The sequence below is a fragment of the Kitasatospora sp. NBC_00070 genome (assembly GCF_045041205.1).
GTDB lineage: Bacteria > Actinomycetota > Actinomycetes > Streptomycetales > Streptomycetaceae > Kitasatospora.
In genome coordinates, this window is record NZ_CP108247.1 from 623,928 (window position 1) to 643,201 (window position 19,274).

14 protein-coding genes are annotated in these 19,274 nt (G+C 75.8%); 10 read left to right on the forward strand and 4 right to left on the reverse strand.

Features of this window, described 5'->3' with window-relative positions; all coding sequences use genetic code 11:
* Positions 1–144: 144 nt before the first annotated feature.
* The 8 genes from OHV05_RS02905 (at position 145) to OHV05_RS02940 (ending at position 11,695) form a co-directional block, all read left to right on the forward strand.
* Positions 145–354, forward strand: a complete 210-nt coding sequence (locus OHV05_RS02905; protein WP_405016170.1) for a hypothetical protein — start codon at positions 145–147, stop codon at positions 352–354.
* Between the two features lie 152 nt (positions 355–506).
* Complete coding sequence (locus OHV05_RS02910; protein ID WP_405016171.1) at positions 507–1,607, forward strand: hypothetical protein; 1,101 nt, start codon at positions 507–509, stop codon at positions 1,605–1,607.
* A 32-nt stretch (positions 1,608–1,639) separates the two neighbouring features.
* Positions 1,640–2,722 (forward strand): LLM class flavin-dependent oxidoreductase, encoded by a 1,083-nt coding sequence (locus OHV05_RS02915; protein WP_405016172.1) that lies wholly within the window; start codon positions 1,640–1,642, stop codon positions 2,720–2,722.
* Positions 2,723–2,783: 61 nt separating this feature from the next.
* Positions 2,784–5,390: a lantibiotic dehydratase gene (locus OHV05_RS02920; RefSeq protein WP_405016173.1), complete on the forward strand. Its 2,607-nt coding sequence runs from the start codon at positions 2,784–2,786 to the stop codon at positions 5,388–5,390.
* On the forward strand, positions 5,387–7,240 hold the full coding sequence (locus OHV05_RS02925) for a hypothetical protein (RefSeq protein ID WP_405016174.1): 1,854 nt from the start codon (positions 5,387–5,389) through the stop codon (positions 7,238–7,240). The genes OHV05_RS02920 and OHV05_RS02925 overlap by 4 nt, the downstream gene beginning before the upstream one ends.
* Positions 7,237–9,195: a YcaO-like family protein gene (locus OHV05_RS02930; RefSeq protein ID WP_405016175.1), complete on the forward strand. Its 1,959-nt coding sequence runs from the start codon at positions 7,237–7,239 to the stop codon at positions 9,193–9,195. Before OHV05_RS02925 ends, OHV05_RS02930 begins: the two co-directional genes overlap by 4 nt.
* A 56-nt stretch (positions 9,196–9,251) precedes the next feature.
* A complete protein-coding gene (locus OHV05_RS02935; RefSeq protein ID WP_405016176.1) occupies positions 9,252–10,751 on the forward strand; it encodes a hypothetical protein in 1,500 nt (499 codons plus the stop codon).
* On the forward strand, positions 10,748–11,695 hold the full coding sequence (locus tag OHV05_RS02940) for a thiopeptide-type bacteriocin biosynthesis protein (RefSeq protein ID WP_405016177.1): 948 nt from the start codon (positions 10,748–10,750) through the stop codon (positions 11,693–11,695). The genes OHV05_RS02935 and OHV05_RS02940 overlap by 4 nt, the downstream gene beginning before the upstream one ends.
* A gap of 36 nt (positions 11,696–11,731) precedes the next feature.
* Here OHV05_RS02940 and OHV05_RS02945 read toward each other — a convergent pair whose 3' ends face one another.
* Positions 11,732–12,442, reverse strand: coding sequence for a helix-turn-helix domain-containing protein (locus OHV05_RS02945; protein WP_405016178.1), 711 nt, complete (start codon positions 12,440–12,442; stop codon positions 11,732–11,734).
* 286 nt (positions 12,443–12,728) lie between these two features.
* On the opposite strand from OHV05_RS02945, the gene OHV05_RS02950 reads away from it, so the two are divergent.
* Positions 12,729–15,620 (forward strand): ATP-binding protein, encoded by a 2,892-nt coding sequence (locus OHV05_RS02950; protein WP_405016179.1) that lies wholly within the window; start codon positions 12,729–12,731, stop codon positions 15,618–15,620.
* 21 nt (positions 15,621–15,641) lie between these two features.
* Complete coding sequence (locus OHV05_RS02955) at positions 15,642–16,805, forward strand: alpha-hydroxy-acid oxidizing protein (RefSeq protein WP_405016180.1); 1,164 nt, start codon at positions 15,642–15,644, stop codon at positions 16,803–16,805.
* 6 nt (positions 16,806–16,811) lie between these two features.
* Here the strand turns inward: OHV05_RS02955 and OHV05_RS02960 are convergent, their stop codons facing one another.
* The 3 genes from OHV05_RS02960 to OHV05_RS02970 all read right to left on the reverse strand — a co-directional run bounded on the left by OHV05_RS02960 (position 16,812) and on the right by OHV05_RS02970 (position 19,110).
* Positions 16,812–17,315, reverse strand: coding sequence for a GNAT family N-acetyltransferase (locus OHV05_RS02960; RefSeq protein WP_405016181.1), 504 nt, complete (start codon positions 17,313–17,315; stop codon positions 16,812–16,814).
* 52 nt (positions 17,316–17,367) lie between these two features.
* On the reverse strand, positions 17,368–17,508 hold the full coding sequence (locus OHV05_RS02965) for a hypothetical protein (RefSeq protein ID WP_405016182.1): 141 nt from the start codon (positions 17,506–17,508) through the stop codon (positions 17,368–17,370).
* A 267-nt stretch (positions 17,509–17,775) separates the two neighbouring features.
* The gene (locus tag OHV05_RS02970) at positions 17,776–19,110 is read right to left on the reverse strand and encodes a lipase family protein (protein WP_405016183.1); all 1,335 of its coding nucleotides are present in this window, start codon (positions 19,108–19,110) and stop codon (positions 17,776–17,778) included.
* Positions 19,111–19,274 lie beyond the last annotated feature (164 nt).

Here is a 19,274-nt window from a genome sequence, read left to right on the forward strand (position 1 = left end):
GTCGACGGAATTCGACTCCGCCGAACGCGACGGATTCCGTCCGACGCAATTCGGACGACGGATTCCCCGGTTCCCGACCGACGGCGCGCACCAGCAGCGGCCGGTGATTCCACCGACCGCCGGAAATCACGGAAGGACATTCAGATGAGCCAGACCTCGGTCGACTTCGCCGCATTCGACGTGGAGGACCTGCTGGTCCTCGACACCAACGACGCGGTGGCCCTGCCCGAGATGGGCGCCTCGATCATCATCAACGCCTTCGTCGACGACGCCGAGGGCATGCTCGACGAGACCCAGATGTCGATGGTCGACACCGTCTCCATCTCCTCCTCCTCGTCCTGCTGCTGCTGCTGATCCGGTAGCCCCGCGGCACGGCCGGTCCGGTCCTCAGACCCGGGCCGCAGCACCCCGCCGGCCCGGACGCCGGCGTCATCCCGACCGATCACCCGCAGCGGGGGGACCTCGTCCCATCGAGGTCCCCCCGCGCCGTCCCGGAGGAGTCTCCCGTGGATCTGCCCGGCCGGCCCGGCGTCATCCGGGTCTACGACCACTCGCCCGACCCGCGCCCGCTGCTCCGGCTGCTCGCGGAGCCGCTGCGGCGGCTGAAGGCCGAGCAGTGGGTGCCGCTGGTGCACGTCCGCCGCGGCTGGCTCGGCGGCTCCCATCTCCAGCTGCTGCTCAGGCCGTTGCAGAGCAACACCCTGCGCCTGGACGAATTCGCCGCCCTGGCCGCCGAGTTGGCCGGCTCCCTGCCGGCCGAGCCACCGGACGGCGCCGCCTACCTGGCCCGGGCCGCCGAGCTCGGCCGCTGGGAGAACGTGCACCCGCCGTTCCCGCCGCTGCGGCCGCAGGGGTACGTCGAGCTGTCCGCCGAGGACCCGCACCCCGACTGGGCCCCGGCCCTGGTGCAGGCCCGCGACCAGCTCTCGGCCCACCTGCTGGAACCGGTGCTCGGCAGCGTGGCGCTCGACGGCACCGACCTGCTCCGGCACCTGGCCCGGGTACTGGCGCTGCTGGCCCGCTCGCACCCGTACGGTATCGGCGTCGGCACCCTGCCCTACCGCTCGCACGTGGAGGGCGTGATGTCCGCCGTCGGTGCGCGCACCGACCTCCGCACGGTGTTCCGGGCCAGGTACGCCCAGGACGCCGCGTTCTTCGCCTCGGCCCTGACGGACGGTCACCCCGCGGAGCAGGCCGCCGCCCTGGACGCCTGGCAGCTCGGCTTCGCCCGCTGCTGGGGCGCGGCCGAGGCGATGGCGGCCGGCGGCCTGGTGGACCAGTCCGTGCTGGCGGCCGTCGGGGCGGTCACCGCGCCGACCGACGACCGCCCGGTGCCGAGCGCGTTCCACTCCGCCGCCCACCACTCCGGCCTCACCGCGCAGGAGCCGTACTGGCAGCTGGCGCACCGTCTCGTCCTCAACACCCTCTACACCGCGCTCACCTGTTTCGGCGTCAGCCCGCTGCAGCGCTACTACCTGTGCTTCGGGCTGAGCGAGGCCGCCGACGAACTGCTCGGCGAGAGCTGGCTGGAGCGCTTCGCCGGCTTCGCCGACCGGGAGCTCCCGGAGGACATCCGGACCGCCGCCGAGGCCACGTCAGGCCGCTGACCCGGCCCCAGACCTTCCACGATTGGAGACCCATGCGATTCGGCGTGTCGTTCCTGCCCGATTCCTCCCCCGCCACCAAGTCCGCGGTCGACTACTTCGACGAGGTCCTGCGGATGTCCCGGCTGGCCGACGAAGCCGGCCTGGACTACGTGAAGATGACCGAGCACTACCTCAACCCGTACGGCGGCTACTGTCCCAGCCCGCTGACCTTCCTGACCGCCGTCGCCGCGCAGACCCGCTCGATCCGGCTGATGACCGGCTGTGTGCTGCCGGTCTTCCACCACCCGATCCAACTGGCCAGCGACATCGCGATGGTGGACGCGCTCAGCGGCGGCCGGCTGGAGATCGGTTTCGCCCGCGCCTACCTCCCCTACGAGTTCGAGGCACTGGGCGTGCCGATGGACGGCAGCCGGGCCCGGTTCGAGGCGACCATCGAGGCGGTGCGGCGGCTGCTGACCGAGGAGCGGGTCACCGAGGACACCCCGTTCTTCTCGTTCCGGGACGCCACCGTCCTGCCCCGGCCCACCCAGGACCCGCGCCCGCCGTTCTGGATCGCGGCCGTGCGCTCGCCCGAAAGCTTCGTCCGGATCGGCGAGTTGGGGCACGGGCTGCTGATCACGCCGTCCGGCACCGCGTTCGACGACGCGCTGGTCGGCACGTACCGGCAGAGCTTCGAGCGCACCCACGGGTCGACCGCCGTGCCCCGGGTGGCCGCCAGCCTGCCGCTGTACGTGGCCGCCACCGACCAGGAGGCGCGCCGGATCGCCGACCCGCACCTGACCGAGTACCTCCGGGTGTGGACGGCGGCACTGGCCCGCTGGGACGACACCGCCTCCCGCGACTACCAGGGCTACACCGGCTTCAACCGGATCGCCCGGACACTGACCGCGAAGGACCTGCGCTCCTCCGGCACCGCCTTCATCGGCTCCCCCGAGCACGTGATCGACCAGATCGGCCGGTTCCAGGACCGGATGGCGGCCGACGTGCTGCTCTGGCAGACCGACTTCGGCGGGCTCGGCGGCCCGGACGCCCTCCGCAGCCTGGAGCTGTTCGCCGCCGAGGTGATGCCCGCCGTCGGCGGCGACCGCACCCCGGCCGTCGCCGCCGCCCGGTGAGGGCCGCGCCGATGACCGCCCCGCGCCCGCGCGCCCTGCCGAGGAAGGTGCTCCCCACCCCATGACCGTCGAGCTGATCCACCCACCGCTGGCGGCGGACCGCGCGAGCACGGCCCGGCCGGTGCTCGCCGACACGGCGCTGCTGCGGATCAACCCGCTGCCCGGCCGCCGGCTCGCCTCGCCCACCCTGGGCGTGGCCCTGCGGGCGCTCGCCGCCGCCGAGACCGCGCGCTTCCAGGTCGCCGAGGCGGCCTGCGCGGAGCTGTACGAGCTGGCCGGCGGCCCGGCCGGGCGGGACCGCCACCGGGCGCTGCGACTGCGCCGGGACATCCACAACCACCGCGATCCCGAACCGGCGCTGCAGACCGGCCCCTGGCCGGAGGCCGTGACGGCCTGGCTGGACGCCCAGCAGCGCAGCCTGCTGGCCCGCACCGCCCTCACCGCCGGGCACCAGGACCTGCTGGCGCACGAGCGGACGGTGCTCGCCGAGCTGTGCGCGGCCGAACCCTTCCAGCTCTCGCTGGCCCTCAACTCGCCCCAGGTGCTGGACGCGGTGCGCCGCTACCGCTCGGGCGCGAACGCGCCCTCGGCCCGGCTGCGCAAGTCCGAGCGCGGCATCCTGCAGCACCTCACCCGGGCGATGGTCCGCACCAGCCCGCTGTCCCGGTTCACCGCCGTCGGCTTCGCGCACTGGTCCGAGCACGGCACCGCGCTGGACGCCGTCGGCTTCGACCGGAAGGCGGCCCGGGCGTACGTCTCGCTCGACCGGGCCCTGTTCTCCGCCCTGGTCACCGGCGTCGGCGAGGTCCCCTGGGCGGAGGGCGCCCGGACCTCGCTGCCGCCGGTGGTGGACCAGAACCGCACCCTGCGGCCGAGCGACTTCGAGGTCCGCTTCGTCCGCCGCAGCCAGGGCACCGCGACCCTGGCCGGCACGCCGCTGACCCGCCCGCTGACCGCACTGCTGGCGCTCACCGGCCTCGGGCCGATCCGCACCGCCGTGCTGCTCGCGGAACTCGCCCGCGAGCTGGCGGTGCCGCTGCCCGTCGCCCAGCGGTTCGTCGCCCACGCGCTGGCGGCGCAGCTGCTGCTCCCCGGCCCCGCCGTCCCGGAGCAGCTGGTCGACCCGCTGCCGGCCGCCCGCGCCGTGCTCGCCGAGCGCGCGCCGGAGGCCGTACCGGTCCTGGACTCCGCCGCCCGGAGCCTGGCCGAGATCGCCGGCGGCGGCGTGGTCGGACGCCGAACCGCGCTGGCCCGCCTCCAGGAGGCCGAGACCGGGCTGAACGCGCTGTCCGCGCGCCCGGCCCGACTGCACGTCAACGAGGACCTGGTGCTGCCGCCGACCGCGGTCACCACCCACGGGTACGAGCAGGCGCTGGACGACCTGGCCGAGGTGACCGCCTTCCTCGCCGTCTTCGACCGGCACCACGAGGTACGGGCGCTGCTCGGCACCGCCTTCGCCGACCGCTTCGGCCCCGGCGCCGAGGTCGGCCTGGCGACCGCCGCCCCCGACCTGGTCGCCATGGTCTACCGCCGGGAGAGCGCGCTGACCGCCGGCAACGCCGCCGAGTTCGGCCCCGCCGACGGCTCGCTGGCGGATCTGCTGCGGCTGCGCGCCGAGGCGCTCGCCCACGTCACCACGGCCGTCGAGGCCGCGGCGGACGCGGCCGAAGTCCGGCTGGACCCGGCCGGGCTCGGCGCGTTCGGCCGCCGTCTGCCGGGCTTCTTCCGCCGCTCGGCCTCCTCGTACGCCCTGCTGGTGCAGCCGGTGGACGGCCGTCTGGTGGTCAACGACTGCTACGGCGGCCGGGGCCTGCTCGGCAGCCGCTTCCTCGGCTCGGACCGGGAGCTCGGCGGCGACGCGGCCGAGCGGACGGCCGCCCGGACGCTGCGTCAGCTCGGCGGCGACGGCGGCGCCGTGCTGGAGGACCGGGGGCTGCACGGCTCGAACATCAACCACCGGGTCGGCCTGCTGCCCGAGACCATCACCCCGGAGGACTGGGCCGGGGTCAAGATCGCCCACGACCCGGCCACCGGCGCGCTCTCGCTGCGCGACCGTGGCGGCCGGCGGATCACCCCGGTGTCCTGCGGGATGAAGTGGTCGGAGCTGCTGCCCGAACCGCTGCGGGTGGCGATGTGGCTCGCCGACAGCGGACGCGTCACCCTGGACCCGCTCGCCGCCGTGCGGGCCGCCCGGCTGCGCGCGGACGGCGACCGGGCCGCCACCCTGCGGCTGCCCCGGCTGACGGCCGGTCAGGTGGTGCTCCAGCGCCGCCGCTGGTACGCCGGGGCGGACTTCCCCGAAGCGGCCGAGAGCCGGACCGAGGCCGAGCACCTGATCGCGCTCACCACCTGGCGGGCGGCCCACCAGGTGCCGGAGGAGGTGGTCGCCAAGACCCCGCTCGGCGGTCTGCCGTCCCGTCAGGGGGCCGAGGGCGTCAGCGCCTACGTGAAGGCCCGCCGCCGGGACAAGCCGCAGTACCTCGACCTGGGCAGCGCGCTGATGGCCCGCGCCCTGCCCCGGCTGCTGGACCGGCGCGGCCGGGGCTACCTGGAGGAGGCGCTGCCCGGCGTCCGGGCCGCCCGGCACGCCGTCGAGTGGGCGGTGGAGTTCGACCTGCCCGGTGCCGATCCGCTGCCCGCCCCGCACCCCGAGGAGACCGTCCGATGACCCAGGCCACCGCCCCCGCGCCGGCCGCCCCCGCGCGGCCGGCCCCGGCCCGGCGCGATCCGGCGGCGCGGGTCAGGCTCCGCCCCGGGACGCACTTCGCGCCGGTCGCCCGCGGGGTGCACGTCTCGCACCTGCGGAGCTCGTTCGTGCTCGCCGGGCCGCCCGCGCTGCACCAGCTGATCGACGGTCAGCTCGGACGGCTGGCGGACGGCACCTCGGTCGACGAGCTGGTGGCGGCGGGTGGTTCGGAGTCCGCCCGCCCGGTCCTCGACCACCTGCTGCGCACCCTGCTCGACCAGGGCGTGCTGCTGGACCTCGCGGCCCTGACCGTCGGCGAGCCCGACCCGGCGACCGCCGCCCGGTACGCCGACGTGCTCGCCCACCTGGAGGACCACAGCGACGACCCGTACGCGGTCTTCGCCCGGCTGCGGGCCTCGACCGTCGAGATCAGCGGCTCAGGACCGGCCGTGCCCGGCCTGCTCCGCGGCCTCGCGGCGTACGGGATCGAGCGGGTCCGGGTCACCGGCCCGGGCGCGGCACCGGACGGGCCGGTCCCGGACCTCACCGTGCTGGTCCTGGACCGGGAGAACGACGCTCGCCTCGCCGCCCCGGCGGCCGGGTCCGCCGTGATCCCGCTGCTCACCCTGGACGACCTCGCCGTGGTCGCCGGGCCCGGCGTCCCGGGTTCGTTCGCCGGGCTCCCCGCGGCCACCGCCCGGGCCCGCGCCTGGGCGGCGCTGGAGCCCGGGGCGGCGGCGCCGCCCACCATGAGCGCCGTGCTCGCGGGAGCGCTGGCCGCCCGGGCCTGCTTCGAGGCGCTGACCGGGCTGGCCACCCCGCTGCCCGAAGCCGCCGACGGCCCGGCCCCGGTGGCCGACCAGGTGACCGGCCGGGTGGCCGGCCCCGCCCGCCCGGAGCGGGACGCCTCCCACCACGTCACGCTGGTCTGGGGCCACGCCCTGGAGTCCCGCCGCCTGCCCGCCCCGAGGCTGCACACCACCACGGCGGCCCGCTGGGACTCCCCCGACGTCGCGGCGCTGCTGGCGGACGCCGGGCCGGGCGGCGCACCTGACGCCCTGTCGGTGTTCCGTACCGCCGCCCCCCTGACCACGCGTTGGAGCGGCCCGGCCCGGCTCGAACCGGATCTGGACCTGCCGCAGATCCCGGTCTCGACCGCCACCGCGCGCTTCCTCGACGGCGGGAGCACGTACCTCGGCTGGGGCCCGACCCGCGCGGTCGCCGGGGTCGACGCCCTGCTCGCGGGGCTGCGCGACGCCGCGACCCTGGACGCCCTGGCGGAGCACACCGGGCCGGTCACCACCGGCCGGACCGTGCCCTGCGCCGGTGCCACCGGGCAACTCTGGCTGCTGGACGGCCTGGTGCGGCTGCTCGCCCCGCCGGACACCGGCACCGAGTTCGACTGGCCGGACGTGACACACCCCGACGTCCAGTCGCTCTGGGGTGCGCTGCTCGACCACTTCGACGTCCCCGTCACCCTGCGGACCGAGCCGCTGCCGGAGCTCGGCGGCCTGGTGGCGACCGCGACCCGGGCCACCGACGGCGCCGTGCTGGGCCGCCAGTGGGGGCCGGGCACCCAGTCGGCGGTGCACGCCGCGCTGGTGGAGAGCTGTGCTCGGGTGCAGACCGGGCTGCTCCGCGCCCCCGACCGGGCCACCGGGACCGGGAGTTGGGTGCTGCACGCACTGCCCGCACCCCGGCTGGCGACACTGACCGCCCGGGCCGCCGAGCTGCTGGCGCGGCCGGGCCGCGACCTCCGGGCCCACCGGCTGCTGAGCGACGGTGTGCTCGACCGGCTCCCGCTGGTCTGCGGCCTGCTGGAGTGGCGATGAACGCGCCGCACCGGACGGCGCCGCCGTCCGGTGCCCCCGCCCGCACCCTGCTCGGCCCGGGCGCGCCCGCCGACTGGGACTGGAGCGGCTGGGCCGCCCACCCCGGGGTCGGCCTGCTCGCCGTCAGCGCCGGCTGGGACCGGCGCTGGGAGGCCGAGGCGCTCGCCGAGGCCCGGCTGCGCGGGGTCGGACTGCTCTCGGTCCGGATCGCCGACGACGCCGTGGTCCTGGGCCCGCTCTGGACCCCGCTGCTGCTGGACGGGACCCCGGTCTCCTGCGCGGGCTGCGTGGTCACCCGGCTGTCGCACCGTCACCGTCCGGAGGGCGAGGCCCTGGTGGACTTCGCGGCCGCCGCGGGCCGGGTGGCCCCGGCGGAGCCCGAGGCCACCGGTACGGGCCGCCCGGCCCCGCACCGCGCCTCCCCCTGGCTGCCGCAGGCGGTCGGCGCGTACGGGCTGGTGCTCGGCGCGGCGCCGCTGCGCCCGGGCGAACTCGTGGTGCTGCGGGGCGACGGCACCATCCGGCGCCACCGGGTCCGCCGGACCCACCGCTGCCCGGTCTGCGGCACCCCGCGCACGGCCGCCGGGGACCCGGCCGTGCCGCCCCCGGCCCCGCCCCGGCACCCCCGCCCGACGGACGCCGCCGTGCCCACCCGGGCCGGTGCGCCCTACGGCATGGACCCGGACCGGATGCGGCGCGCGCTGGCCGACTCCCGGTTCGGCCCGGCCGTCCGGGTCAGCCGGGACGGCCACGTGCCGTTCGCGATGTCCGAGGTCCAACTGCTCGGCGGCGCCCCGGCCGGCCACGGCCGGGCCCGGACCTACCGCGAGGCCGAGGCGGTCGCCTACCTGGAGGCGTACGAGCGGGTGGCCGGCTATCCGCACGCCGCGCCGCTGGTCACCGGGCGGACCGCGCGCGAGCTCGGCGACCGGGCCCTGGACCCCGCCCGGCTCGGCAGCTACACCGCCGAGCAGCTCGCGCACCCGCTGAGCCGGATCCGCCCGTCGACCCCGGACACCCCGATGGACTGGGTCTGGGGCCACCGGCTGAACGACGGGGCGCCGCTGCTGGTCCCGGCCGACGCGGGCTTCTACCAGTACCGCTACCCGCCTCGCGCCCCGGGCGACCGGCGGCTGAACCACGTCCTGGAGTCCTCCAGCGGCTGTGCCCTGGGGTCCTCGGCGGAGGAGGCGGCGCTCCAGTCGCTGCTCGAACTCGCGGAACGCGACGCCTTCCTGATCGGCTGGCACCGGCAGCAGCCGCTGCCGGTGATCGACCCGGCCACCGTCACCGACCCGCAGAGCCGCCTGCTGCTGCGGATGGCGGCGGCCCGCGGCTTCGAGGTGCACCTGCTCGCCGCGTCCGCCGACATCCCGGTGCCGGTGGTGTGGGCGCTCGCGGTCCGGCCCGACCGGGCGCTGCCCGCGGCCTTCAGCACGGCCGGCTGCCACCCCGACCCCGAGGTGGCCGTCCGGTCCGCGCTCTGGGAGCTCGCCCAGCTCACCGAGAACGGGCTGACCTGGGATCCGGCGACCACCGAGGCGATGCTCGCCGACCCCTGGCTGGTGACCGAGCTGATGGACCATCCGCGCCGGAACGCGGACCCGAAACTGCTGCCCCGGGTCGAAACGGTGCTGGGCGGTGCGCGGCTGACGCTGGGTGAGGCGTTCCCCGGCTGGCCCGAGGTCTACCGGCACGCCGCCGGCGGGGACGTCACCGGCGGGCTGGAGTTCGTGGCGGAGCTCTACCGCCGGGCGGGCCTGACCGAGATCGTGCTGGTCGACCAGTCGACCCCCGAGCACGGCGACGCCGGTCTGGCGGTGGTCAAGGCCGTGGTGCCCGGCATCGTCCCGATGTGCTTCGGCCAGGTCCACCAGCGCTTCGGCGGGCTGGACCGGCTGCTGGGCGCCCGGGCGGCCCCGGCCGAGTCGCTCGATCCGCACCCGTTCCCCTGATCCGTCCGGCGGGCCCGACCCGGCCCGCCGCCCAGCACCCATGACAGGAAGCGACGTTGACCGTAACCGACGTGCGCCGTTTCGCCTACCGACAGGGCCCGGGCAAGGGACTCTTCGGCGGGGCGATCGAGATCGACGACTCCGCACCGACCACCACCGCCCTGCCCCCGACGGCGGCCCGGGGCTCGACCGGCCACCCCCTGCCGCACGGCACGGTGGACCTGCTGGCGGCGGCCCCGTACCCGCACGGCCGCACCGACGCCGCCGCAGGTGACCGGGCGGGCCACCTCCTGCTCACCGCCTTCGGGCTGCAACGCCGGGAGCCCTCCAACCGGTTCAACGACCACCGGGTGGTCGCCTCGGTCCGCAGCAAGTTCCCCGTGCACGTGCTCACCGTCTCCGGCGGCGGGGCCGGCTACCTGGACCTCTACCGGCACGCCCTGGTCGACCTCGACCTGCCGGACTCCGAGGTACCGGCGCCGCTCGGCGACCTGGACGTGCTGCTGGCGGCCCGCTACACCGACCTGCCGACGCCGTACGGCCGGCTGCGCTGCGCGCTGGGCGACCTGGAGACCGGGATCAACCTCCGCAGCCTGCTGGTCGCCGCGCAACTCGCGGGCGTCCCGGCCCGGTTGTCCCTGGACGGGGAGGACTCGGCCGCCGCCGCCCGGCTGCTCGGCGCCGCCGGCCCCGGGCGCTGGTCCGCTCCGGTCCGGGTCGCGCTGTCCGGTCTGACCGCTCCGGCGGGCGGGCAGCCGCTCCCCGGCACCCCGGCCGACCCGGCGGTCTTCGCCGCGGCGGACCGGCTGCTGGCCGCCGAGTCCGGGCATCCCTCGCTGACCGAGGCCGAGCAGGTCAACGGGCACCGCTTCGCGGCCCGGCACCCGCTCGCCGCACCGGCGCTCGGCATCCCCGCCGCCACCGCCGACTCCGCACCCCCCGGCACCGGTTGGGACGGCGTGTTCTGGAACAGGTCGGCCGGGCGGGTGCCCGACCGGCTGTCGGGCTTCTCCGGCCGGCCCGTCCGGCTGCCGGAGTCTGCCGTGCAGGAGTTCCTCGCCTGGGCGGCCGTACCGGCCCCGAGCCCCGAACTGGCCGAGATCGGCCGCCGGGTCCGCCTGTTGGTGGCCCTGCAGAACGTCGGGGACCGGCCGACCGGCTACTACGAGGCGACCCCGGACGGGCTGCGGCCGGTCCGGGAGAACCCGACGGTGATGACCTCGCTGCAGGCCGCCTTCGGCTATCCGGTCTCCCCCGGGACGGACTGCGGGCTGCGGCACGCGTCGATGGTGTGGACCTACGCGGTGGACGTGCCCGCGCTGCTCACCGACCTCGGCCCGGCGGCCTGGTCGCTGCTCCAGCTCTGGTGCGGCTGGACGGCGCACGGCCTCGAACTGGCCGCGGCGGCGCTCGGCCTGTACGCCCGCCCCGCCCGCTCCTACGACGAGTTCCGCGTGCAGCGGCTGGCCGACCTCCCCCGCCGGACGGTGCCGGTGTTCATGACCGTGTGCGGCCGCTCGCGGTTCGCCGAACCGATGCTGGACCTGCGGACATGACCACCGACTCCGGCTGGCGGAGCTGGCACCTGCACCTGGCCGCCTTCGGCACCGACGTGTCGGACCAGGCGCTCGCCCGGGCGGTGGCGCCGGTGGTCGCCCGGCACACCGTCGCACCGGGCGGCGCCGAACGGCCCTGGTTCTTCGTCCGCTACTGGCAGGGCGGCCCGCACCTGCGGCTGCGCATCCACGGCCCGGACGAGGACGAAGCCCGGGAGATCCAGCAGCTGCTGACCCGCGCGGTGGCGGCGGTCGACGCCGCGGTCCCGGCCGACCGGCGCCTGACGGTCCCTCAGTACGCCGACGCGGTCGGCGTACTGGCGCGGACCGGCGAGGGCACCGGCGCACTGGACCAGGGCACCCTGCACCCGCCGGGCGTGGTCCGCGCCCGGTACGAGCCGGAGACGGACCGCTACGGCGGCCCCGGGCTGCTCGGCCTGAGCGAGCGCCTGTTCCACCACTCCAGCACCGTCGCCCTCCGCGCCTGCCTCACCCCGCGCGGCCGCCCGCAGGTCTTCGCCCAGACCCTGGCCGCCACCGCGGTGTCCGCCTCCGCCCTCCCCCGGACCGAGATCCGCCCGTTCCTGGAGTCCGTCCGGGACGGCTGGGCGTCCTGGACCCACGCGTACGTACGGGAGGACGGTGGCGCGGGCGGGCCGGCCCCCGACGACGACCGGCTGGCCGCCCAGGCCGAACAACTCCGCCCGGCCGTTCCCGAGTTGCTCCGGCTGATGCGCGAGCCCGGGGCACCGTGGGACACCTGGTCCGACCCGCTGCGCTCGGCGGTGCCGGTGTGGAGCACGGCACCGGGCGGGGTGCGCCGGGCCCACGGCATCCTCGGTTCGCATCTGCACATGACGGCCAACCGGCTCGGGGCCGGGGCCGGTCAGGAGGGGCGGACGGCCGCGCTGCTGCTCCGGCTGACCGGGAGCGAACTGCCCTGACCGGGCGGGCGGCGGGGCGGTCAGGCGGTCAGGCGGTCAGGGTGAATCACAGACCGCCCGCCGGGCGGCGACCAGGCCCAGGCGGGCGGCGGCCGCGCCCGCCTGGAACCTGCTGACCGCGCCCAACTCCAACAGGATCTCCGCCACATGGCGACGGCAGGTGCGCAGCGAGACGCCGAGCTTGCGGGCGATCACCGCGTCCTTGGCCCCCTCGGCCAGTAACTCCAGGATGCGCTGCTTGACGTCGTCCTCGCCGAGCACCACGTGCTCGGACAACTCGCCCCGGGCCGCCGCGCCGCCCCAGACGGTGCCGAACAGCCCCCGCATGGTCCGCACGCTGACGGGCTCCCGGACCACCGCGAGCAGCGGCTCGTCCGCGCCGCCACCGGCCGGCACCAGCACCGCGTGCCGGTCCACGATCAGCAGGTCGTGCGGGAGTCGGCGCGCCGTCCGGACCGTGACCCGGCCGGGGTCCGGCTCGTCGAGCCACGGGGCCACCTCCGCCACCCGGCAGGTGCCGTCGATCAGCACCAGCAGGCGGTCCGGGCGCCCGGGCCCGGCGAGCGCCTGCCGGACCAGCCCGGGCAGCGGTGAGCCCGCCCAGTCGCCGGATCCCATCCAGAGCAGCTCGCCCGGGTGACCGTTCGTCATCTCCCGTAGCAGGCCGACCGCTGCGGCGAGGCCCACCAGCGTCGAGTTGTGCACCGACCCGCCGGGAAGCTGCCGGTCGAGCTCGATCTGCGTCATTCCGCCTCCGTGGAGGGGCCGACGACAAGGGGACCACCGCCCGCATCAGAGCGGGCAGTGCTCTCCGGTCGGCACCCTGTGGGCACCTGTCGGCCCGGCCGGCGAGCCGGGCCCAAGCACGGAATCTAGGGCGCGCGGCGACGGGCCGACCATCCGTATTAGTACTGAAGTGGCCTTACGTAGAAGCCCGGATCGGCATAGTCTCTGTCCTGCTCTGGGCGTGATCCGCCGGCCAGCAGGGCGCACCTCCCGTCCTGGCCGGTGCGGCTGGAAGGGGGTGGCCGGCGTGCGGCAGCACTACGCACGGGAGATCCCGCCCACACCGCTGATCGGGCGCGAACCCGAACTCCTCCACTGGGAAAGGCTCCTGGACCGGCTTCCGGCCGGCGGAGGTTTCGTCGAGGTGGCGGGTGAGCCCGGCATCGGCAAGACCCGGCTGCTCGCGGAGTTCGTCTCGCGCGCCGCCCGGCGGGGAGTCCGGGTGCTGTCCGGCCGGGCCACCGAGTTCGAGTCGGACGTGCCGTTCCAGGTCTACCGGGACGCGCTGGGCAACCGGCTGGACGAGGCGCTCGGACCGCTCGGGCCCGACAGCCTCCCCCACCGCCCCACCGGATCACCCGAGTTGCTCGACGTCGAGCGGTTCCGGGTCTGCCAGGCCGTCGGCGGCCTGCTGCAGCGGCTCGCCGAGGACGAGCCCACCGTGCTGGTGCTGGACGACCTGCACTGGGCCGACCCGAGGTCGGTGGAGCTCACCGACCACCTGATCAGGCATCAACTGACCGGCCCGCTACTGCTGCTGGCCGCCCACCGGCCCCGCCAGCTGGCGCCCCGGCTGCTCGGCACGCTCGCCAACGGCCTGCCGGGCACCGGCGTGCACCGACTGGCCCTGCCGCCGCTGACCGCCGAGGACTGCGCCGAACTGGCCGCGCTGGTGAACCCCCGGGCGAACGCCCGGGACCTCTTCCTCCAGTGCGGCGGCAACCCGCTGCTCCTGCTGGCCCTGACCGACACCGACCGACCGCTCGGCACGGACGGCCGCTTCGAGCAGCCCACCGACCGGCTGCTCGGCGAACTGGCGGGCCTGGGGCCGGACTCGGCGCTGCTGGCCGCCGCGGCCGCCGTCCTGGGCGACCGGTTCTCGGTGGAGTCGCTGCACGCGGTGTCCGAGCTCCCACCGGACCGGGTGCTCACGGCGGCGGCCGACCTGGTGCGCCGCGACCTGCTGCGCGCCGTCCCGCACACCGCCCTGTTCAGCCTCCGCCACCCGCTGCTCAGCCGCACCGTCTACGACCACGGCGACCCGGTGTGGCGGCTGGGCGCGCACCGCAGGGCACTGGCCGAACTCACCGACCGGGGAGCCCTGGCCACCGAGCTCGCCACCCACGTCGAGCGGTCGCTGAGCGGTCACGACCAGGCCGCGGCGAACACCCTGGAACAGGCCGCGCTGGAGGTGCTGAACACCCTGCCGCAGGCCGCCGCCGGCTGGCTCCAGGCCGCCCTGCGGGCGCTGCCGGACCACCCGGGCACCGGCTCCCAGCGGCTGCGGCTGCTGCTGACGTGCAGTCAGGCCCTGCACACCTGCGGCAGGCTGACCGAGAGCCGCGCACTCATCCAACAGGTGCTCCGGCAGCAGCCGACCGGACCGGACCGGGCCCGCGCCCGCGCCGAGGTGGTGACCGTCTGCGCCCGGACCGAGCGGATGCTGGGGCACTACCCCGAGGCCACCGCCGTGATCGAGGCCGAGCTGGCCGAACTCACCACCGGGGCCTCGCCGGAGGCCGTCGAGCTGATCCGGGAGTACGGCTCGACCAGTATCCTCCGCGGCGACTACGCACACGCCATCCCGGTGGTGGAGTCGGCCCTGACGATGGCCCAGGAACTCGGCTACGCCGTCGGCGAGGCCGGCCTGCTGGCGCTCAGCGGCCTCGGCCAGGCCCAACTCGGCGCCACCCGGCGGGCTGTCCGCGAACTCGCCCGGTGCGCGGCCCGGACCGACGCGCTGCCGGACGCCCAACTGGCCTCCTCCCCGGAGACGCTGACCCAGCTCGGCTGGGGCGAGCTGCTGACCGAGCACCATCCCGAGGCCCGCCGCCACCTGGAGCGCGGCCTCCAACTCGCCCGGCAGGGCGGGCAGGGCCATCTCCTGCCGCACCTGCTGCTCGGCCACGGTTTCCTCCAGCTCTGGACCGGGAGCGCGGAGCGGGCCGGCCGGACGGCCGAGGAGGCCACCGAGGCGGCCCGCGAGCTGGGCAACCAGGACCTGCTCGGGCTCTCGCTGGCCCTGGAGGCGAGCTGCCTGGTGTGGACCTGCGGTTCGGCGGAGGCGGGCCGGGCGGTGGAGCTGGCCTCCCGGGCCGTCGACACCGGCCCGTACCCCTCGACCTGGTGGAGCTGCGTCGCGGCGGGGGTGCTCGCCCAGACCCTGCTGATGGCGGGCGAACACTCCCGGTGCAGCCGGGTCCTGCTGGAGGCGGGCGGCGGACCCGACCTGCCGCTGGTGCCGGCCGGCAACCGGGCGTCCTCGTACGCGGTGCTGTCGGCGGCGGCGCTCCAGGCCGGCAACCGGACGGCGGCGCACGGCTGGGCCACCCGGGCGGAGAGCGCGGCCAGGGCGGTCGCACTGCCGTCCCAGCTCGCCTATGCGGAGCGGGCCCAGGCGGCGGTCTTCGCCGCCCACGCGAACACCGAGCAGGCCGCCCGGCTGTTCGACTCGGCCGTCGACCGCTTCCGGGCGAGCGGCCTGAAGGGGCAGTGGGCCTGGACGCTCGCGCTGGGCGCCCCGGTGCAGACCGCCAACGGGCAGCCGGAGCGCGGCGCGGCCTGGCTGCACGAGGCCGGCGAACTCGCCGACGAGACCGGGGCCCGCCGGATCAGGGAACAGGTCGACGCGACGGCGCACACCCGGCCCGAACCCGCACCGCCGGCCGCTTCCGCCACTCCCGCCGCCGGCCTCACCGCCCTCACCACGAGGGAGCGTCAGATCACCGACATCCTGACCACCGGTGCCCGGACCAAGGAGATCGCCACCGCGCTCTTCCTGAGCCCCCGTACGGTGGAGACCCATCTCGCCCGGATCTACCGCAAACTGGGAGTCACCTCGCGGCTCGCCCTGGTGGCCGCCCTGGCCGCCCAGCCCCTCGACCACCCACCGTTGACGGTGGCGGACCCACCGACCTGACCGCAGGAAGGCTTCCGAGCGATGGCCCAGCAGTTCGGCGACTACCAGAACGAGATCTACTTCAACGGGCTGGCCGGCGTGCTGCCGACGATGCCGATGACCTTCGCCGAGCTGGAGGCCAGGGCGCAGTCGGCGCTGCCGCCGTCCCTGCTCTCCTACGTCGCGGGCGGGGCGGGCGACGAGTCCACCCAGCGGGCGAACGTCGCCGCCTTCGGCCGGTGGGGCCTGGTGCCACGGATGATGGTCGGCGCGGCCCGGCGGAACCTGTCGGTCGACCTGTTCGGCCTGCGGCTGCCCTCGCCGCTGTTCATGGCACCGGTCGGCGTGATCGGCCTGTGCGCGCAGGACGGCCACGGTGACCTCGCAACCGCCCGGGCCGCCGCCCGGACCGGGGTGCCGATGATCGCCTCCACCCTGACCGTCGACCCGCTGGAGCAGGTGGCGGCCGAGTTCGGCGACACCCCCGGCTTCTTCCAGCTCTACACCCCCACCGACCGGGCCCTGGCCGAGAGCCTCGTGCACCGGGCCGAGGCCGCCGGGTACCGGGGCATCGTGGTCACCCTCGACACCTGGGTCACCGGCTGGCGCCCCCGCGACCTGGCCGCCGGCAACTTCCCGCAGCTGCGCGGCCACTGCCTGGCCAACTACACCTCCGACCCGGTCTTCCGGGCCCGCCTCGCCAAGGCGCCCGAGGAGGACCCGGGGGCCGCCGTACTGGAGTGGGTACGCGTCTTCGGCAATCCACTGACCTGGGACGACCTGCCCTGGCTGCGCTCGCTCACCGACCTGCCGATCGTCCTCAAGGGCCTCTGCCACCCCGAGGACGTCCGCCGCGCCAAGGACGGCGGCGTGGACGGCGTCTACTGCTCCAACCACGGCGGCCGGCAGGCCAACGGCGGCCTGCCCGCCCTCGACGCCCTGCCCGGTGTGGTCGCGGCCGCCGACGGCCTGCCGGTGCTCTTCGACTCCGGGGTCCGCACCGGCGCCGACGTGGTCAGGGCCCTCGCCCTCGGCGCCACCGCCGTCGGCGTGGGCCGCCCGTACGCCTACGGCCTGGCCCTGGAAGGCACCGACGGCGTCGTCCACGTGCTGCGCGCCCTGCTCGCCGAGGCCGACCTGATCATGGCCGTCGACGGCTACCCCGGCCTCGCCGACCTGACCCGGGAGGCGCTGGTCCGGCTCTGACCGACCCTACGGCTCGACTTCGGTGCGGTAGACGCGCAGCCCCCGGCGCCGGTAGTTGACGAGCGCGCTCGGGTGATCGTTCGAGTTGGTCTGCAACCACACCCGGCGAACCGACTCCGCCTCCAACGGCTCGGTCTCCCATGCCTGTTGCAGCGCCAGCGTCAGCGCGTGCCCGCCGAGCCCCCGGCCGACGTACTCCGGCAGCAGCCCGAAGGTCCGGAGCTCCACCTCCCCACCCGGCTGCGGTTCCAGCGCGGCGATCCCCGCCACCTCGCCCGCCAGCACGACCAGCCAGTACCGGCGCTGCGGGTGCGCCCGCGCCACCTCCTCCCACTCCCGGTCGGTGCGCGCCGAACTGCGCCACCCGTAGGCCGCGCCGACCCGGGCCTGCACCGAACGCACCAGCTCCGACAGGCCCTCCTCGCGTCGAAGCACCAACGCGGGCACCACCTGACCGGGCGTCAGCTCCCCGCGCCCGGTCATCTCCAGATACGTGACGGTCTTTCCCATCCCGGCACCGTACCGGGCCACCGCCTTCGGCCGGCACCCCGCCCGGGCGGGCTCAGCGGCGGTGCCGGGGCACCGACTGCGGCTCCGTCGCGACCCGCACCAGTCGGCGGCGCCCTCGGTGACGTCCCTCCCCGCCGAGCCAGCCGATCTCCACCACAGCCAGGATGAGCAGCACCAGAAGCAACAGCACCATGTCGGGACCTCCACGAGTGACGGACCGTGACCTCTGCCTTCCCCCGATCACCGACCGCACACCCCCGGGAGGGCTCTCCACCCGTTGGCCGACGGGTACTTCACCCGTGCAGCCGATCGACCCGGTTCCGGCCGGCGGAAGTCCTTGCCGAACGGTCGACCACTCCGCGCTCCCGCTCGGGTAGCTTCCGAGGCATCCGTGGCGCGCGAGGCCCCGCCGCGTGGGGCACGGTGCGGCGGGGCCTCGGGCTTCGCGGACGGTGCCGGGTCAGGAGGTCGGGGCGGGCAGTTCCGGGGTCAGGACGTTCCCGGCCGGGATGTGGCCGCAGTCGGAGGGGGCGGTCCGGCCCGCGAAGCGGTCGTTCAGCCAGCCGAGGGCCTGCGGGGCCCAGACGACGGGGACGCCCACGTGGCTGAGCAGGTCGAACTGCTGGTACTTGACCGGGTCGTTCCCGGTGGCGCAGTACTGCCGGGCGAGGGCCCGGACGTCGCCCGCGACCATCACCCCGTCGCCGGTGCCGATGCCGGCGGGGCTGCCGAAGGTCCCTTCCAGGACGCCGCCGTTGCCCTGGGCGATGTAGCCGGGGACGGTCGGGGTGGGGGCCGAACCGAGGTTGATCCGGTTCACCGCCGCGAGGAAGGCCGGCACCGAGTTCGGGTCGGCGTACTGCGGCTTCGCCATCTTCTTCCAGGTGAGCCCGGGGTAGTGGCCCACGGCATCGGTGATCGACCCGTGCTCCAGCTGCTGGTAGACCGTCAGGCCGTAGTCGCTCAGGTAGGGCTTGAGGTCGATGCCGAAGGAGCGGGAGACCCCGATCACCGCCATCGGGATCACGCCGCTCCACGCCAGCGAGCCGTCGACGTACTTGAGGTTGTGGGCCGGGTCCACGAGCAGCCCGCCCTCGGTGTAGCCGACCAGCTTCCGGTTGACGTCGGGTGCGTAGCCCGGCGCCAGCGCGGCCGCCCAGTTGGTCGCGATGGCCCCGCCGGAGTAGCCCATCAGGCCGAAGGAGGTGTCGGCGTCCAGGCCGGTGGCCGCCGATCCGGTCGCGGCGCGGATCGAGTCCAGGGTGGTGGTCCCGTACTCCGGTCCGGCCGCGAAGTCGGCGGTCTGACCCTCGGTGTCCGGGATGACCAGGTTGTAGCCCTGCGCCAGGAGCGGCACCAGGAAGACGGCCTCGACGTTCGGGATCAGCCCCCCGAGCGAGAGGTCGCCGGCGATCGCCCGGGACGGACCGTCCGCCGGGTTGAGGGAGTCGTAGAAGGACTGGTACGAGACCGCCTTGCTGCCGTCGCCGGTCAGGCTCCGCACCACGGTGGTCACGTTGGCGGACGGGCGGCCCTGGGCGTCGGTGGTGCGGTACAGCAGCTGGATCGCCTTCACCGGGGTGGGCAGGCCCAGCAGGTGGTACTGCAGGGTCCGGGTCTTCAGGACGGTGCCCGGTGCGAAGGAGGCCAGCGGCGCGCTGCCGTCGTAGGTGTAGAACCGGTCGCCCGCCGCGGCGGCCGACGGTCCGGCAGCTGCGGCCGGTCCTGCGGCGACGGCCAGGGACAGGGCGGCGGTGACGGCGACGGCCAGCAGCCGCGAGGTGTGCTTGGGCATGACTCCCCGATTCGTGGGTGGGATGGTCGGGACCTGGCGACGGTGCAGGGCCTGAAGGGTGGTCAGGCGTCCGGTCCCCGGAGGTGAACTGCACGGCGCCGGTGTGGGGGTGGGGGTCGGCGCGCGGGGGTCCGGTGAACGGTGCGGTCGGGAGGCGCACACCT

Coding starts and splice junctions, on each gene's coding strand:
- OHV05_RS02905 (WP_405016170.1), top strand. CDS start 145: ATGAGCCAGACCTCGGTCGACTTCGCCGCATTCGACGTGGAGGACCTG.
- OHV05_RS02915 (WP_405016172.1), top strand. CDS start 1,640: ATGCGATTCGGCGTGTCGTTCCTGCCCGATTCCTCCCCCGCCACCAAG.
- OHV05_RS02920 (WP_405016173.1), top strand. CDS start 2,784: ATGACCGTCGAGCTGATCCACCCACCGCTGGCGGCGGACCGCGCGAGC.
- OHV05_RS02925 (WP_405016174.1), top strand. CDS start 5,387: ATGACCCAGGCCACCGCCCCCGCGCCGGCCGCCCCCGCGCGGCCGGCC.
- OHV05_RS02930 (WP_405016175.1), top strand. CDS start 7,237: ATGAACGCGCCGCACCGGACGGCGCCGCCGTCCGGTGCCCCCGCCCGC.
- OHV05_RS02940 (WP_405016177.1), top strand. CDS start 10,748: ATGACCACCGACTCCGGCTGGCGGAGCTGGCACCTGCACCTGGCCGCC.
- OHV05_RS02945 (WP_405016178.1), bottom strand. CDS start 12,442: ATGACGCAGATCGAGCTCGACCGGCAGCTTCCCGGCGGGTCGGTGCAC.
- OHV05_RS02955 (WP_405016180.1), top strand. CDS start 15,642: ATGGCCCAGCAGTTCGGCGACTACCAGAACGAGATCTACTTCAACGGG.
- OHV05_RS02960 (WP_405016181.1), bottom strand. CDS start 17,315: ATGGGAAAGACCGTCACGTATCTGGAGATGACCGGGCGCGGGGAGCTG.
- OHV05_RS02965 (WP_405016182.1), bottom strand. CDS start 17,508: ATGGTGCTGTTGCTTCTGGTGCTGCTCATCCTGGCTGTGGTGGAGATC.
- OHV05_RS02970 (WP_405016183.1), bottom strand. CDS start 19,110: ATGCCCAAGCACACCTCGCGGCTGCTGGCCGTCGCCGTCACCGCCGCC.